The organism is Serratia sp. Ag1, from assembly GCF_000743355.1.
Classification (GTDB): Bacteria; Pseudomonadota; Gammaproteobacteria; order Enterobacterales; family Enterobacteriaceae; genus Chania.
In genome coordinates this window covers 1-17,527 of sequence record NZ_JQEI01000003.1, presented here as the reverse complement: position 1 = coordinate 17,527, position 17,527 = coordinate 1, and the positions used below count along the sequence as shown (strand labels likewise).

Below are 17,527 nucleotides of genomic sequence, written 5' to 3'. Positions count from 1 at the left end.
TGACTGTGCTTTATTTCATAGTATAAATTTATTTAGGAGCATGCTCTCCTGTGGGCTGGTTATGCCTGCAGGAGAGCCATGAGATATTATGCAGAAATTCTTAAAGAGTAACTTGCCTATACCTGAAACGTCAGCAACGTCATTGGTTAACAAATCGGATTTATTATTTCACGATGAGACGTTTGGTACATACGATTACAATACGTTATCTGCACTTAGAGATAATGATGAACTGGATGCTCTCATCGAACAAGTTAAATGTGTTCTGAAGTTAGCTGAAAGTACGGCTTATATTCCTATAACACGGAACGCCTTTCCCCGTATAGCTGGAGTAGGCGAGTCGTTATTGAAGGCATTGGAGTTTCATCAGTGGCAATCGTTAACTTACATAAATCGTACTTTGCATCAGACAGTCTTGGTGTTCATCCGGTTGGCCAACTGTTTGTTGGCTGATGAGTCATTTCACCCTTCCTCGGTCTTGGCAGGGACAGAACCTCTTTCGGCTGAAATCCTGAATCTGTTCTTGGCTGATCTTCGTGCTGCAGTGCGGACTCCACAACACCGTAAGGCACTGGCTAAGTTTGAACGTGCAAGTGTGAAGAATACCCGTAGTGCCGAGCGCTACATTACACGGTTGTTTGAGCGCTATAGTCGCTTACTGGTGGTGCGCGTTGACCTTTCATACGGTGAAGATGCAAAACGAACGATTACTGCCCAACAGGCGTGTGATGACCGTGAACGACTCTTTCGTAATGCCAAAGCCAATCGACTTTTTCAATACCTAGTAGGGTACGCCTGGAAGCTCGAGCTTGGTAATGAGAAGCGTTATCACTATCACATGTTCTTTTTCTTCGATGGTGCTCTGGTACGGCAAGACGTGACGTTGGCTGAGTTGATCGGTGAGTACTGGAAACACCAAATCACAGAGGGGCGTGGGTGTTATTTCAACTGTAATGCCCATAAAGAGCGATATACCGAGTTAGGCATAGGGATGGTTTCCTGGAACGATTCTCGCATGCAGCAAGGGTTATTACGCGGAGTGCGTTACCTGACCAAAGTGGATGAATGGATTCGCTTGGCTCTACCTGAGAATGGGCGCTCGTTTGGCAAGGGGGAGTTACCTCCTTTGGCAGACACGCCGCGTGGCCGTCCCCGTCAGTCTGTTAACAGCAATCTGACCTTTTAATTTAATCAAGGAATTAACTGTGAATATCAATAAATTATTGCCTATATCAATGCTGAGTCAGTATGAGTTACATCTTACGTTGTCAACTAGCTACACAGATGAACATGCGGCTAAATGTACTCGACTAATCACAGGCGATCATGAACGCCTAAGTGAACTTCATCAGGTGTTGAGAAAGTTGGAGTCAACCCTGGCGTCAAAACCCTATACTGGAGATGATTTGTATTCCCTATATATACGTTTATTACCTGCGTTGCCCGCAGCCTTTGATCATCGGATGCTCCATCCTGATTTACGGCTGCTTGCTGCGGTAGGACAGCAGGCTGAGCAATACAAGCCGATATCCACCGATCTCAAAGATACCGCAACGTTCCAGTTTATCGTCGGGCTTGTTGAAGGTCGCTGCTCTGCATCTCATCAACAAGTGGTGGCCGACTGGGAGCGTGAAAGCACGAAAAATCGACTGGCGGCATTTCAGGCATTGGAGCAAATCTGCCGTCATTCTCCGTCCTTTGTATCGGTTGGTATAGAACTGACGTATGTACAGCCTAATATCTCACTTAAACGGATCACAGAGGATTGCCAGCAACTGTTAGATGGTATGCGAGCAATTCCTGGGTTAGAGCACTGTGTAGGTGCAATGTGGCAACTAGGATATGCTCGGTTGAAAGGCTATTACCTGCAAATGATATTCTTCTGTTCTGCTGGGCAGGCGGGTACAGGGCCTGTATTGGCGCAATGCCTCGGTGAGCATTGGCAGCAGACGGTGACGAAGGGGGATGGACGCTATTTTATCGATACACGTGAACGAACCGTGTATGAGTATCCTGGTTGTCTGTATGTGACAGAGAATGACAAGGCTATGCTTGAACAGGTGGAGTTGATGCTGAAGTTTGTGACCGAAGCAGACCTTTATGCTCCAATGGTTCTGCCAAAAGCACAGCCCACATTCGGTATTGTTTCATTATATGCTGATGTAGTCTAACCGCTGTAACGAAGCAACGCTCATTGACGGCATGACTAAAGGGTGTTGAACGTCATAAGTGCCGAATTACCGACTTGTATACGTATACAAGTCGGTCTAAGCGTCAATATGACCAATGATTACAGATTTATCATTGAGTTGCGTATTTTTACGATGCTAGTATGTTGAGACAGCGTGAAAAGCTCTTGGTGATAAGGTGCATCTTGCATTAGTAGAGATAGAAACGCACCTCATTCAAAATCACTAAGTCATTGGCATTATCGTGTAACAACACGAGCGAAAGCTGCCTTGATGATTTCATCTTTGCAGGACCACTTAAGTACGGTATTGCTGAGATTTGTGGGAGCCAGGGGAGATCTCGTATCTTTATTAAATTGAAGTAGTTCGTCGAGAATATCGTTGACAGCCATGTTTTTTGATGACCAGCCCTGCTCTGGCTTTTTTTCATCCAACAGTTCAACAAGTTTGTGTTTGATTGGGTGTAAGCGTAGAGCCTTTGTCTTACCAGCTATACTTTTGGGGGATGACAGTGAGTCTTCATGTTCCTGCGTAGCAAGACTGACCGGGTATCGTTCCTGACAAATCCCGCTGATTACCCCTAGATAATATAAGGCGTCAACCAAGGCAGACCATGCCTTGTCAATATTATTGTTTTCATAGTTGAATTTTGCGCTCAGATAAAAACCCAAGATGCAAGGGAAGTAATTATGAAATTTTTGCCCTAGCGTTGCCTCAAAACTGTAATCAGCAAAAATAGATGTCGTGATGTTTTTGCCGTTGTCAGACTGTTTAATGATTTCTTCTAACAGTGCCTCGTAGCGCTCGGTATCAGCCGGGCTTGGTGTAACGAATCTTTTGTTGTAAAAATAAGCCATAGTTTTGCAAAACTGGTCGAGTAAAAAATTGCACTGCTCTTCAAACGTAGAACCATCAGATATCATGTTCATTTGTATTATCTTCGAGATCTATAAGGCTGGTTTTATTAGCTATGGATTACCTTGGTATATATGGTAATGCAATCTACTTATACAGTGAACGTGAGTAATATCACCAAATTTGATGATAAATCGGTTCACTGTCCTCTGAGCACCCACAGTAATATACTGGACTGCGTGAGCGATACTACCGACCAGAGTAATGCCCAATCTATGAACAGATGCATTGCATTCACCATGGTAATAACCGTTGCAAACCAGCGCTCCTGTGGATAGTATTCACACAAAATTACATAAGTAAATATTAAGCGTTTTCCAACAAGGATTGTTTGATGTCATCCCCCCGTTTTATCCGTCGGGCGTGTTATTTCCGCACCTGCGTTGTTGCTGTGCCTGCGTTTCTGATTTCCCCGTTAGCGTTTGCTGCGACAGGCAGTGAGCAACTGATACTGCAACAGCAACGTCAGCGCGCGCTGGAACAACAGTTGTTGCCGTCGACGCCCGATGTGCGTCTGTTACCCCCAGCCTCCCGCCTGGGAAGCCTGATGTTCCCGCAGGAAAAACCCTGCTTCAACATCGATCGCGTGGAACTGAGTGGTCAGGAAGCTTTGCCGCGCTGGTTACCGTTACAACGCATCGCCAATCAGGCGCAGGGCCAGTGTCTGGGGGGCAAGGGCATCAACCTGCTGATGAGCACGATGCAGAACCGCCTGGTGGACCACGGTTACATCACCACGCGCGTCCTAGCCCCGCAGCAGGACTTAAAAAGCGGCACGTTGAAGCTCAATATCCTGCCTGGTTTTATCCGTCAGGTGAAACTGACGCCGGACAGCGGGAGCCATGTCACGCTGTTCAATGCGTTCCCGCCACGAGCTGGTCAATTATTGGATTTACGTGCTGTCGAGCAAGGCCTGGAGAACCTGCAACGCCTGCCGACTGTACAGGCCAATATGGAAATCGTTCCCGCTGAAAAGCCCGGTGAAAGCGATATTCAGCTCAACTGGCAGCAGGCTAAAATCTGGCGACTGGGTGCCTCGCTGGATGATTCCGGTACGAAAGACACCGGGCGCTATCAAGGTGGATTGACCCTGTCACTGGATAACCCGCTGTCTCTGAGCGACCTCTTCTACATTTCCGGTACCCGGGCGCTGCAACCCGGTAATGACAAGGGCAGCAAAAACCTCACCGCCCACTACTCGGTGCCGTTCCGTTACGCCATGCTGTCGGTGACCGCCAGCGATTATGACTATCACCAGACCGTGGCCGGGCTGAATAGCGATTTTCGCTACAGCGGTGACAGCCAGAACCTGACGGTACAACTGAGCCGCGTCCTGCACCGCAGCGGCAGCCAGAAGACCACCTTCACCTATGACATCCTGACGCGTGGCTCGAAGAACTACATCAATGACACTGAGATAGAGGTGAATCGCCGCCGTACCGCCGCCTGGCGCGTGGGGCTGCAACACCGTCACTTTATCCAGCAGGCCACATTGGACGCCGGTATTACCTACCAGCGCGGCACCCGCTGGTTCGGGGCGCTGCCCGCACCGGAAGAGTTTTACGGCGAAGCCACTGCGCTCAGCAAGATCATTCAGTTTTCCAGCCAGTTGAATGTGCCATTTGCACTGGGCAAACAGACATTCCGCTACAACGTGCAGTACCAGCGCCAGATGAGTAACACCCCACTGACGCCGCAGGACCAGTTTGCCATCGGAGGCCGTTTTACAGTGCGTGGCTTTGACGGAGAGCGCACGCTGAACGCCAATGCGGGCTGGACAGTACGCAATGAACTGGCCTGGACCACGTCAGTGCCGAACCAGGAACTGTATCTGGGGGCTGACTACGGTCACGTCAGCGGTCGTGGAAGTGACGGTCTGACAGGAACCAATCTGGCCGGTAGTGTGCTCGGTGTGCGCGGCAGCGCCTTCAAGACGCGTTATGACCTGTTTGCCGGAGTCCCCCTCTCTAAACCCGACGGTTTCAAGACCAACCCGGTGACACTGGGTTTTACATTGAACTGGGATTTTTGAGGGAAGGACGATGCAGATAGGTGCTTATGACGTCCATGCCCCACTGATATTGGGCGGGGATCGCAGCGAAGCGGAAGTCCTGGGGGCATCCGTCTGGCTGTGGATGCACTCGCCCCAGCACCAGGATCTGCCGCTGCATGCGCTGCCCACAGTACTGCTGCCGATCATCAAACACCAGCACTACATGCTGGTCAGCAAAGGGACGCAGCCGCTGTTTTTCCTCAGTTGGATGTGGCTGAACGCTGAGGCGGAAGTGCGTTATCTCACGCAACCGGCCATCCTGGTGCAGGAAGCCGACTGGGCCTGCGGCTACAGGCTGTGGATACGCGACTGGATCGCCCCGTTTGGCGACGTTCGGGCTATGCGCCACCTGGTGACCCATGCGCTGTTTCCTGACCGTTGTTTCCGTTCCCTCTACCACCGTGGCACTGAAAAAGGCCAGCGTGTGATGAATTTCAAGGGTGACCAGATCAGTCACGCGCAGGCTCGCGCCTGGCGTGCGGCCCACCCCTTATCTGTTTCTCTTCCCGAATACCCGCAAGACCGCTCAAGGATGTTGCCGTGAACAAGAATTTATACCGTATCGTCTTCAATACCGCCCGTGGCATGCTGATGGTGGTGCCCGATATCGCCGGGGCTGGCCGTGCGGGGGCTGCGTCGTCGCCGTCCGGCACCGGTCACACCCTCAGCCAGATGATAGGTAAAGTTCATGGTGTGAGTTTCGCCCTGCTGCTGGCCCTCGGGGCCATCCAGCCGGTGCAGGCAGGGGTGGTGGCCGATGGCAGCGCGCCGGGCAACCAGCAGCCGACCATCATCAGCAGTGCCAACGGCACGCCACAGGTCAATATCCAGACGCCAAGTGCAGAGGGCGTTTCGCGCAACGTCTACAGCCAGTTCGACGTCGATAACAAAGGGGTGGTGCTCAACAACAGCCACCTCAACACCCAGACCCAGATCGCCGGGATGGTGACCGCCAACCCGTGGCTGGCAAAAGGTGAAGCCAAAGTCATTCTCAATGAGGTCAATGCCAGTAACCCCAGCCAGTTGAACGGCTTTATCGAAGTGGCCGGGCAGAAGGCGCAGGTGGTGATTGCCAACCCGGCAGGTATCACCTGCAGCGGCTGTGGCTTTATCAACGCCAACCGCGCCACGCTCACCACCGGCCAGGCACAAATGACCAACGGCCAACTGACCGGTTACAACGTCGAGCGCGGCGAGATTGTGGTGCAGGGCGGCGGGCTGGACAGCAGCTTGCAGGACCATACCGACCTGATCGCTCGTTCCATAAAAATCAACGCGGGTGTCTGGGCCAATGACCTCAACGTCACTACCGGACGCAACCAGGTGGATGCAACTCACCAGACAGTGAATACAAAAACTGCCGATGGCAGCCCCCGTCCCTTTGTCGCGGTGGATGTGTCCCAACTGGGCGGTATGTACGCCAATAAAATCCGCCTGCTGGGCACCGAAGCTGGGGTGGGCGTGCACAATGCCGGGGCGCTTAATGCGATTGCCGGTGATGTAGTGGTTAATGCCGATGGCACGCTCACCAACAGCGGGGCCATTACCGCCACGCAGAATCTGCAACTGACTACCTCGGGCAGCGTGGATAACAGTGGCAAGCTGTATGCCGGAGGCAATACCCAGGTTCAGACGGCAGGGGCACTGACCCACAGCGGCATTCTGGCCGCACAGGGTAACACCACCCTCACCGCAGCCAGTATCAACAGTACCTCACAGGGTGTGTTGGCGGCAGGTATGGCCAGCGATGGCAAGCTGGGCGCGAGTGGCAATCTGACCCTCAACAGCCACGGGCAACTCAACGCCAACGGCCAGAACTCGGCGGCGGGGCAACTTTCCGCCAACGGTACGGCGCTGGATTTCAGCGGCAGCCAGACCTATGGCGACAATATCGATTTGCAGGCTACGGTGGGGGATATCCGCACCGCCGGGGCCAATCTGGCGGCAACGCAAACACTCTCTGCGCGTACCAGCGGGATGCTGAATAACGACGGCGGTAAACTCAGTGCCGACCAGCTCTCGCTGACCGCCAAGGCGCTGTCCAACCAGCAGGGCAACGTGCAGCAGCTCGGCCAGCAGGATTTAACCCTGTCGCACACGACCAGCATTAACAACCGTGCGGGGACGATTGCCAGCAACGGTAAAAACCTGACGCTCAAGACCGCCAACCTCAACAACCAGCAGGGCACCATCGTGCATGCCGGTGACGGTGCGCTGACCATTCAGGCCGCACAGATAAACGGCGACAACGGCGCGGTGGTGTCCAACGGTAGCCTGGCACTGACGGGTACCCAACTGCAACTGGACAATACCACGACCCAGGCTGGAAGCATCACCCTCAACGCCGGTAGCCTGTCGCACCGGGGCGGGCAGATGACCCAGACCGGCAGCGGCACGTTGAACCTCAACGTCACCGATCTGTTCGATAATCTGGAAGGTTCTGTGTTCTCCAACGGCGCGTTGTCGCTGACCGCTGGAACACTCAATAACCAGCAAGGTCAGCTGATTGCTGCCGATAAGCACGATGTAACGCTGACCCTCGACGGTGCGCTGAACAACCGGGACGGCCTGATTGCCGCCGATGGTCGTTTGACCTCGCTCAGCGGCGCGGTGGATAACACCGGCGGGTTGATGCAGGCCGGTTCCACCCTGAGCCTCGACAGTCGCGGTGCCGAGGTGCTGAACCGCAACAGCGGCGCACAAGGTGGACTGGTCAGCGCTGGCGATATGCAGCTTGCGACCGGCAACCTCGACAACCGTAACGGCCAGATTGCGGCTAATACGCTGAATGCCCAGACTGGCAATATCAACAATGCCGCAGGCAAGATTCTGGCCGATAACGGATTGACGCTCGGCAGCGGCGCCCTCAACAACCAGGCGGGCAACCTCCAGTCCGGCGCGGCACTGACGTTGAACACCCACGGCCAGACCATCGATAACTCGGCAGGCGGGTTGATCGGCGCAACCGGTGCGCTGTCGCTCGCCAGCGGTGCGCTCGATAACCGCCAGGGTAAGCTGGTGGGCGGTGGCGATACGCAGTTGCACACTGGGTTACTGGATAACCGGGGCGGTCAACTGGCTTCTCTCAGCACTCTGTCGCTGTTCAACACCGGGCTGCTCAACGATGACGGCGGTTTGCTGCAAAGCGCTGCCGACCTGCTGATTGACACCCAGGGCGGAACACTCAGCAACACCCGCAGCGGTGACCAGGGCGGCATTACCAGCCAGGGTTCGCTGACGCTTAAAACTGGCACTCTGGATAACCAGCAGGGTGTGTTGATCAGCAACCAGCAACTGACCCTGACCTCCGGGGCAGTCAATAATCAGCAGGGCCAGATCGCCGCACTGGGCAGTATCAATGCGCTGACGCAGGCGCTGAATAACGCTTGGGGCACCTTGCAGTCCGGTCAGGATGTGCAGTGGAATACTCAGGGTTATGCACTCGATAACCAGAACGGCACCCTGAGTGCACAGGGGGATCTGTTGCTGACCACCGCTGAGGTGAATAACCAGCAGGGGCTGCTGGCCTCCGGCGGAGCGATGTCACTCAATACCGCTGCGTTCGACAACAGCCAGCAAGGCAACCTGTTCAGCAAAGGCACATTGGATCTCAGCGCCAGCCACATCAACAACCAGCAAGGCCAGATCCAGGCGCTGGGCAATATGGCGCTTAACGCGGCTCAATCGGTGATCGACAACGGGGCTGGGCTGATCCAGGGCGCGTTGAACGTGACGCTCAATGCCGCGACCATTCTCAACCAGAACACCCTCGACGCACAGCATGGCATCCAGGGCGGCAGCCTGACGCTGAATGCGCAGGATGTCGATAACAGTCTGGGTGCACTGCGCGTGGATGATGTGCTGACGCTCAACCTGAGCGGTAGCCTGAACAACACCTCGGGGCTGTTGAGCGCACAGAACAGCCTGCACACCCAGGCCCAACAGGTCACCAATAGCGCCGGTGCCATGGAAGCGGGTCAGCAACTCACGTTGAACAGCGGTTCCCTGACCGGCGACGGCTCGCTGTTGTCGCTGGGCGATATGTCGCTCACGCTGGCGCAGGATTTCTTCAATACCGGGTCAGTCCAGGCGGGCCATGACCTGAGCTTGACCACCCAGGGCAATCTGACCAACCAGTCACTGATCCAAGCGGGCAACCAGTTGGATCTGACGGCCACTAACCTGTTCAACAGTGCCACTGCGGAAATCAGCGCGGGCACTACGCAACTCACCGCCACCCAGACCATGACCAACTATGGCCTGATTGACGGTTTCTATACCCGCCTCAACGGCACCACTGTCAACAATATCGGCAGTGGCCGGATTTACGGCGATGCGCTAGCTATCCAGGCGGGAACACTGAACAACCTGGCAGAAAACGGCCAGGCGGCGACGATTGCGGCCCGCCAGCGGTTGGATCTGGGTGTCGGCACCCTCAACAACTACGACCATGCGCTGATTTACAGCGATGGCTTTATGGCGATTGGCGGGGCGCTGGATGGCAACTTCCAGGCCATCGGCCAGGGCGGGGTACTGAATAATCACAGCTCCACCCTTGAGTCCGCCGGGGATATGGCGCTCAATATCGGGCAAATCAACAACGTCAACGACCACTTCTCGCTGGAAAACGTACTGGTTTCCCAGGAGCAGATCTCCGAATACGAAGTGGCGCGTCTGAATAACGGCGTGCGTTACAACGATAAGGATTACACCATCTACATCTACCAGGACGAAGTGAACGTTCTGTGTATTGAAGGGGTGATCTGCCATACCACCGACGGCGACCGTTTTACCCACTACGACTACACCCGCACCATCACCGAAGATCGCGTGAAAGAGTCTGACCCGGCCAAAATCATTGCTGGGGGTAATCTCAGCATCAATGCGGGCAGTGTGCTCAATGACAAGAGCCAGATCATTGCCGGTGGCGCACTGGCGCTCCAGGCCGGATCGCTGGATAACGTCGAGGTGGAAGCCAACCGTCAGATCAACGATGTGGGCACGGCGACTTACTATTCCCGTCACCAGCAGAAGGGCGGTGACTCGTCCAATGTTGATGTCACCGACTACAAGCCGCCAACGGTGATCCAGGCCATCACCCTGAAACCGAGCACGCTGGCGGAATACACCCAGGGCCAGGGCAGCAGTCTGGTGATTGATGCGCAGCAAAAAGCGGAGATTAATGGTGATATTCAGGGTACCGCAGGCATTAACGCCACGCCGATTGCCGGGCCGGGTGCAGGCAACCTGCTGCCGGTGGTGCCGGGGGCGATCACCCTGCCTGCGGGCAAAACCTTCGAGGTGAGCCTGGGGGAGTCGGGCAAGGTGGTACGCATCGTTGGGCCGAATACCCAACTGCCGGATAACAGCCTGTTCCAGGTGCGCCCGGACAGCAGTCCGTATCTGGTGGAAACCGATCCACGCTTCACCAACCAGAAGCAGTGGCTGGGCTCGGATTACATGATGCAGGCCTTTACCACCGATCCGAACAACGTGCTGAAACGCCTGGGGGATGGCTACTACGAGCAGCGGCTGATCCGCGAGCAGGTGATTGCCCTATCCGGTAACCGTTACCTCGACGGCTTTACCAACGACGAAGATCAGTTCAAGGCGTTGATGAACAACGGGGTGGAGTTTGGTAAAAAATATAACCTCACTCTGGGTGTGGCGCTTACCGCCGAACAGATGGCATTGCTGACGGGCGATATCGTCTGGATGGTGGCACAGACCGTGACGCTGCCGGACGGCAGCACCCAGCAGGTGCTGGTGCCGCAGGTGTATGCCACCGTCAAGGCGGGTGATTTGGACGGTAGCGGTGCACTGTTGGCCGGGAAAAATGTCGGCCTGAACCTGGGTGGCGATTTGACCAACAGCGGGCGCATTAACGGCCAGCAGAGCACGCAGATCCTGGCGGAGAACATCAACAACCTGGGCGGGCTGATCCAGGGTAACGATGTGGCGCTGAAAGCGCGCACCGATATCAATAACGTCGGCGGCGTGATCGCCGGGCAACAGAGCCTGGTGGCAACTGCCGGGCGGGATATCAACGCCATTACCACCACCCGCAGCGCCGAGAGCGCCGGTGGCGATTTTGTGCGTAACACGCTGGATCGCGTCGCCGGGCTGTATGTGCAGCAACCGGATGGCACGCTAGCGTTGCAGGCCGGGCGCGATGTGAATCTGACGGCGGCGCAGGTGGTCAACAGCGGCGAAGGCGGCACCACCGCCATCACGGCGGGGCGCGACCTGAACCTCAATACGGTGACCACCGGCAGCACGGACAACCTCAACTGGGGCGACAACTGGCAGCACCATTCCAGCAGCCAGCAGGTCGGCAGCGAAGTGGTCGGTGCCGGTAACGTCCAACTGGGTGCCGGACATAATGTGAATATTACCGCTGGCAACGTCTCTGCCGGTGACAAGCTCAGTGTGGCGGCGGGTAACGATATCAATATTCAGCACGGTATCGACAGCACCACACTGGACCAGCATTACAAGGCCACCGGCAGCAGCGGCATGCTCTCGAAAACTACCACCGAGTCGCGGGACACGATCAGCCAGCAGACCGTCAATGGCAGCCAGTTGAGCGGCGACACGGTGAGCATGCAGGCCGGACGTGATTTGACCGTCACAGGCAGCAGCGTGGCCGCCACACAAGATGTAAATTTGACCGCCGGTAACAATCTGAACCTGCAAGCCGCCACCGAGCAGCGCGATGAAACCCATATGCTGCGGGAGAAGAAAAGTGGCCTGTCCGGTACCGGCGGTATCGGCTTTAGCTATGGCACCAACGACACCAAAACCACCGATGACGGCAAATCCCGGACCAGCGTCGGCAGCACCGTGGGCAGCACCCAGGGGAATGTCACGTTGAACGCGGGTAATAGCCTGACGGTACAGGGTTCTGACGTGCTGGCCGGAAAAGATATCAACCTGACCGGCAAGGAAGTGAATGTTCTTGCCGCAGAAAACCAGAGCACCCAGAAGCATGTGGTGGAGCAGAAACAGAGCGGCCTGACGCTGGCGCTGTCCGGTACGGTGGGGAGTGCGGTGAGTTCAGCGGTATCGAGCGCCAATGACGCCAGCAAGGAAAGCAGTGGCCGTCTTGCTGCCTTGCAGGGCATGAAAGCAGCACTCAGTGGGGTACAGGCTGCCCAGGCCAACGAACTGAACAATGCCGGGGATGAAAAAACCAGCCTGGTAGGGCTGAATCTTTCCTACGGTAGCCAGTCGTCGAAATCCGAGCAGACGACCAATCAATCGCAGAGCCAGGGCAGCACCCTGACCGCAGGCAACAACCTGAACATCCGTTCGACCGGCACCGATATCAACGTTCAGGGCAGCCAGTTGCAGGCCGGGAAGGACATCAATCTCAATGCCGCGCGGGACGTCAATCTGCTCTCAGCGCAGAACACCCAGACCGTGGATGGCAAGAACGAAAGCCACGGCGGCTCTGTCGGCGTGGGCGTGAACTTCGGCCAGGGCAAGAACGGCCTGACTCTGAACGCCAGCGCCAACAAAGGTAGCGGTTCTGAGAGCGGCAATATGCTGACGCACACCGAAACCACGTTGAACGCCGGTAATAATCTCAATATCACCAGCGGGCGCGACACCACCTTGACCGGGGCACAGGTGAGCGGCGAGAAGGTGACGATGGATGTGGGGCGCAACCTGACGCTCACCAGTGAGCGCGACAGCGACAACTACGACTCGAAGCAGCAGAACGTCAGCGCGGGTGGCAGCGTCGGGTTCGGCTCTGCCAGTGGTTCGGTCAACCTGAGCCGCGACAAGATGCACTCGACCTACGACAGTGTGCAGGAGCAGACCGGGGTCTTCGCCGGAAAAGGTGGCTTTGATATCACCGTAGGTGAGCATACCCAGCTCAACGGGGCGGTTATCGGTTCTACCGCCACGGCGGATAAGAACAAGCTCGATACCGGCACCCTGGGCTTCAGCAATATTGAGAACCAAGCCGAGTATGATGTTGAGCACCAGAGCGTGGGTATCAGCAGCGGTGGCCCTATCGGCGGGCAGTTCGCCGGGAATATGGCCAACGGTCTGTTGACCGGGGTAAATGGCAGCGGCAGCGCCAGTTCAACGACCCAATCGGCGGTGAGTGAAGGCACGATTACCGTCCGTGACCAGGCCAACCAGAAGCAAGACGTGGCAGGCCTGAGCCGAGATGTTGAGAACGCCAATCCGGGTCTGGACAAAATCTTTGACAAGGAAAAAGAGCAGAACCGGCTGAAGGAAGCGCAGCTTATTGGGGAAATCGGCAGCCAGGCGGCAGATATTGCCCGTACGCAGGGGGATATCAACGGGCTGAAAGCGGCGAAAGAGAAGTACCCGGATAAGACAGTTGAGCAACTGCGTGAAACCCAAGCCTATAAAGATGCCATGAAGCAATATGGCACCGGTAGCTCACTGCAGCAGGGTATTCAGGCGGCAACAGCAGCCATACAGGGGCTGGCAGGCGGTGATATGGCGAAAGCCTTGGCGGGTGCCAGTGCGCCGTATCTGGCAGAAGTGATCCACAAGCTGACCCTTGACCCCACCAGAGAAGGGGGTGTCAACACGGAAGCCAACCTGATGGCGCACGCGGTGCTGGGTGCAGTGACTGCGGCAGTGAATGGCAACAGTGCGTTGGCAGGAGCCAGTGGTGCGGTAATGGGGGAGTTTATCGCCCAGCAGATGTACCCCGGTATCAGTCGTGACGATCTGACGGAAGAACAGCGTCAGACCATCAGTGCGCTGGGAACCTTGGCTGCAGGGCTGGTTGGTGGCGTGGTGGGTGATAGCAGTGCTAATGCTGTTGCAGGGGCACAGGCTGGGAAGAACGCTCTTGAGAATAACGCGTTGAGTGTGCAGGAAAACCAGGACCGAGCCAAAGAAATGACTCAGTGTCAGGGAACTGAAGCTTGCGGCGCTGTAGTTGAGAAATATAAGAAGATTAACGCCGAACAGCATGAAAGTGTTGTGAACTGTACCGGTGCTCAAGACTGTGTTGATAAGGCTAATGAAGTTGGCAAGTTACAGGCAGATTACGCTAATCGTACCAACGAGTTGATGGAAAAAGCGCGAGCTAATGGTGGGTTAAGCCCGGAAGAACAGAACGAATTATCTATTCTTCAGGTAACTACTATCCAGTTGGAAGCAGACAGAAATGCTGCGATCCATAATGCGCTGATGTCTGGTGATTCCGATGAAGCAAAACAGCTTGCTATAAACTCACTGGCTCAGGTGGCCGGGACAAGCGCTGCAGGAGTTGCGGCTGGGATTGGTAAAGGAAATAGTGGCAGCAAAGGAAGTGCGATGCCTGTACCTACCCCAACTACAGCAACTAATGGCTTGATTTATCAATCAAATGGGAAGCATACTCCTGGTCAAACTGGATATAACAGAAATGCCGGAACTGAACCTGCAAACTCTATTCAATTATTTGGTAATTCTATACCGTATGGGAAAAAAATGTACGCACTGGATGAGCAAGGTAATGTTCATCAATTTACAAATACAAATGATGGCTCATGGCATTGGTCAGGAAGTACTGGGGATGCATCAGTTCCATTGAAAAAAAGTGATATACCAAACGCTGTTAAAAAAGAGTTTGGGTTACCTGGAAAATGGAGGTAAGTATGATATTTGGCGATCCGTACCGTTTTGCTATCTGGGTAGAATGCATACCTCAGTGGAGTGAATCTTACAAGAATGGTTTTTTTTACTTTTTTGTAAATGGAAATATGTATCCAAATGACATCCGAACAGCAACGTTAGATGTTGATTTTAATGATGTCATTGATGACGCAAATGCTCTTATTGCTCTGCCGTGCAATGATGAGATTTTCAATGCATCAACAAATGATGCTTTTAATACCTTATTTAAACTGGCATATCCAGAATCGACTCAGGATGATGAGTATCCTGAGCAAGTGCTTGATTTCCTTGCGTCCACTACGATCATTAACGAATCTGGTGCATATTTTTTTGCCATTTCAAATAAAAATTCAGTAAGGGTTATAGGTGGGAAAATATCGAAATTAGTTGATGGCGGCGATAGAAATATTTGGGAGAATATAGAGCGCCCACTTATTGAAGATATAATTATCCCAAAAAATGAGATAGACGAAATAATTTCAAAGCTGAAAGAGTATTCAGCGTCTTTATTTTAGTTGTCGTATAATGATCCCCGGTCATTTAAACCGGGTTTGTGTTACGTTACGGTGAAGGGGATCGAATTGGTTTTTCGCCGGGGCATTGGCGGCAGGCCAACGGGTTGCCAAAATGATGAGCCTGCTGGAAACCGCATGGCTGAACGGTCTGGAGCCGTATACGTGGTTAAAATTGGTGTTGACGCGCTGGCCGGAATGGCCGGAAGAGCGTCTGCGCGAACGGCCTCCCTTCCTGGAAAATACCTTCACTGATTAACTGGTTCTTTGTCATGCGGAATCGGTCAGTTGCGTCAATGTGAGTTCACCGCACCATTACGCATCAACAACGCCAGTGGCTCCAAGGCAACATCGGCTGCACCGACCCAGCCAGCGAGTGTGCTGATGGTGAATTCAACACCCTCACGAGCAAAGATGTGACGTTGACGATACAGCGGCTGGTAACTATATCCCCTTGTGTAAATGCTTTATTTTTATGCTTATTCGGTTGAAATATTGACCATTAAGTTGATCCGGGTGATATTGAGGTTCAACAAGGGGGGCGATGTTGGTGCGCGGTACTTAGGAGAGATGCACATGTTTTTGAATGATCAGGAAACAGCAACAGACCTTTTATATTACGAAGCAATTGCTCGAACGGTAGTTAAGCTAATCGATCACACCCCAGATGCGCCTATTACTATTGGTGTACATGGTGACTGGGGGGCTGGTAAGTCCAGTGTTCTGAAGATGCTGGAGGCATCGTACAAAGGGAAAGATAAGACGCTCTGCATTTGGTTCAACGGATGGACGTTTGAAGGGTTTGAGGATGCCAAAACGGTCGTCATCGAAACTCTGGTTGAAGAACTCATGCAGGCCCGCCCGGGTTGCACCAAAGTGGCTGACGCTGCAAAAAAAGTGCTGCGCCGAGTCGACTGGTTGAAATTGGCACGTAAGGCTGGTGGTTTTGCCTTCACGTCGTTTACCGGTATCCCTACGATGGAGCAGCTTAAAAGTGTTTATGAAATTGCCACCGGTATGCTGAAAAAACCGCAAAATAATATATCCATAGAGGATATGACGAAATTTGCAGGCATGGCCGGTGATTTCATCAAAGAAGCAGATGCCGATGCGGAAACACTCCCCAAGCACATCCATGCTTTCCGCGAAGAATTTAAAGCTCTTCTCAAGGCGGCTGACGTCGACAAGTTGGTGGTTATTGTTGACGATCTCGACCGCTGCTTGCCAGAAACGGCCATAGCTACGCTTGAAGCGATCCGTTTATTCCTTTTTGTTGAAAAAACGGCATTTGTTATTGGCGCTGATGAAGCAATGATCGAATATGCGGTACGCAAACATTTCCCCGATCTACCTCAAAGCACTGGACCGTTGACCTACGCACGTAACTACTTGGAGAAGTTGATACAGGTCCCATTTCGGATACCTGCGCTTGGAAGTGCAGAGACCCGCGTTTATACCACACTCTTGCTTGCCGAAAATGCTCTCGGTTCAGAACATAAGAATTTTGCCATCTTGCTCGACATCGCTCGTGAGGAGATGAAACGTCCTTGGATGAGTAGAGGATTTGACAGAGAAGTGGTGCTTGAGGCGTTAGGTAAGAAGATACCAGATGAAATTGAGCAGGCACTACAGATTAGCGCGCACGTAACGCCACTTCTCAGTAAAGGCACCCGAGGCAACCCGCGCCAGATAAAACGCTTCCTCAACTCGATGATACTGCGTCAGGCTATCGCGTATGAACGGGGGTTTGGCGAGGACATTAAACGACCAGTGTTGGCGAAGGTCATGCTGGCTGAGCGCTTCTACCCCACCTTCTACGAACAAATTGTCAGACAGGCAAGCGGTCACAAGGAGGGTAAACCGGAGGTGCTGGCACAGTTTGAAAAGCTGGTTAGGGGAACAAAGTCAAAACAACAACAGGATCCCATCTCTGCTGACAAAGAGACTGTGGCCGAGCATCCCGACATAAACGAATGGCTGAAAAATGAGTGGGTAGTGGGATGGGCTGGGATTGAACCGACGTTAGCCAATGAGGACCTACGCCCTTACGTGTTCGTGACGCGGGATAAGCAAAGTACGTTTGGAGTATCACTAACGTCCAGTCATTTAGCACCGCTGGTGGACAAACTTATGGGCTCCAGAATGGTCGTTGCCGGAACGAAAGCGGAACTTGATAAACTCACTGTGTAGTGGATCAGTAATAC

General features: G+C 53.8%; 10 protein-coding genes. 8 read left to right on the top strand and 2 right to left on the bottom strand.

Annotated features, from left to right (window positions below; all coding sequences use genetic code 11):
- Positions 1-88 precede the first annotated feature (88 nt).
- Positions 89-1,186, top strand: a complete 1,098-nt coding sequence (locus tag IV04_RS24610) for an inovirus-type Gp2 protein (protein WP_051916553.1) — start codon at positions 89-91, stop codon at positions 1,184-1,186.
- Between the two features lie 19 nt (positions 1,187-1,205).
- Complete coding sequence (locus IV04_RS01400) at positions 1,206-2,171, top strand: hypothetical protein (RefSeq protein ID WP_037393771.1); 966 nt, start codon at positions 1,206-1,208, stop codon at positions 2,169-2,171.
- 257 nt (positions 2,172-2,428) lie between these two features.
- Here IV04_RS01400 and IV04_RS01395 read toward each other — a convergent pair whose 3' ends face one another.
- Complete coding sequence (locus IV04_RS01395; protein ID WP_037393769.1) at positions 2,429-3,118, bottom strand: hypothetical protein; 690 nt, start codon at positions 3,116-3,118, stop codon at positions 2,429-2,431.
- 320 nt (positions 3,119-3,438) lie between these two features.
- Here IV04_RS01395 and IV04_RS01390 point away from each other — a divergent pair, with 320 nt between their 5' ends.
- The 5 genes from IV04_RS01390 (at position 3,439) to IV04_RS01370 (ending at position 15,582) form a co-directional block, all read left to right on the top strand.
- The gene (locus IV04_RS01390) at positions 3,439-5,136 is read left to right on the top strand and encodes a ShlB/FhaC/HecB family hemolysin secretion/activation protein (protein WP_152562783.1); all 1,698 of its coding nucleotides are present in this window, start codon (positions 3,439-3,441) and stop codon (positions 5,134-5,136) included.
- Between the two features lie 10 nt (positions 5,137-5,146).
- Entirely contained in the window at positions 5,147-5,701 is a 555-nt protein-coding gene (locus IV04_RS01385; RefSeq protein ID WP_037393767.1) for a toxin-activating lysine-acyltransferase, read from the top strand.
- Positions 5,698-14,790: a hemagglutinin repeat-containing protein gene (locus IV04_RS01380; RefSeq protein ID WP_051916551.1), complete on the top strand. Its 9,093-nt coding sequence runs from the start codon at positions 5,698-5,700 to the stop codon at positions 14,788-14,790. The genes IV04_RS01385 and IV04_RS01380 overlap by 4 nt, the downstream gene beginning before the upstream one ends.
- Before the next feature lie 2 nt (positions 14,791-14,792).
- On the top strand, positions 14,793-15,326 hold the full coding sequence (locus tag IV04_RS01375) for an immunity 42 family protein (protein WP_037393764.1): 534 nt from the start codon (positions 14,793-14,795) through the stop codon (positions 15,324-15,326).
- 112 nt (positions 15,327-15,438) lie between these two features.
- Positions 15,439-15,582, top strand: coding sequence for a transposase domain-containing protein (locus IV04_RS01370; protein ID WP_081893153.1), 144 nt, complete (start codon positions 15,439-15,441; stop codon positions 15,580-15,582).
- Between the two features lie 34 nt (positions 15,583-15,616).
- On the opposite strand, the gene IV04_RS27085 is transcribed toward IV04_RS01370, so the two are convergent.
- Complete coding sequence (locus IV04_RS27085) at positions 15,617-15,787, bottom strand: transposase (RefSeq protein WP_152562788.1); 171 nt, start codon at positions 15,785-15,787, stop codon at positions 15,617-15,619.
- Between the two features lie 112 nt (positions 15,788-15,899).
- On the opposite strand from IV04_RS27085, the gene qatA reads away from it, so the two are divergent.
- Positions 15,900-17,513: a Qat anti-phage system ATPase QatA gene (qatA, locus tag IV04_RS01365; protein WP_081893152.1), complete on the top strand. Its 1,614-nt coding sequence runs from the start codon at positions 15,900-15,902 to the stop codon at positions 17,511-17,513.
- The last annotated feature ends 14 nt before the right edge of the window (positions 17,514-17,527 follow it).

What these genes read in the sequence shown, in the direction of transcription:
- IV04_RS01370 (WP_081893153.1), top strand. Translation starts at nt 15,439, where the DNA reads ATGATGAGCCTGCTGGAAACCGCATGGCTGAACGGTCTGGAGCCGTAT.
- IV04_RS01385 (WP_037393767.1), top strand. Translation starts at nt 5,147, where the DNA reads ATGCAGATAGGTGCTTATGACGTCCATGCCCCACTGATATTGGGCGGG.
- IV04_RS01375 (WP_037393764.1), top strand. Translation starts at nt 14,793, where the DNA reads ATGATATTTGGCGATCCGTACCGTTTTGCTATCTGGGTAGAATGCATA.
- qatA (WP_081893152.1), top strand. Translation starts at nt 15,900, where the DNA reads ATGTTTTTGAATGATCAGGAAACAGCAACAGACCTTTTATATTACGAA.
- IV04_RS01395 (WP_037393769.1), bottom strand. Translation starts at nt 3,118, where the DNA reads ATGAACATGATATCTGATGGTTCTACGTTTGAAGAGCAGTGCAATTTT.
- IV04_RS24610 (WP_051916553.1), top strand. Translation starts at nt 89, where the DNA reads ATGCAGAAATTCTTAAAGAGTAACTTGCCTATACCTGAAACGTCAGCA.
- IV04_RS01390 (WP_152562783.1), top strand. Translation starts at nt 3,439, where the DNA reads ATGTCATCCCCCCGTTTTATCCGTCGGGCGTGTTATTTCCGCACCTGC.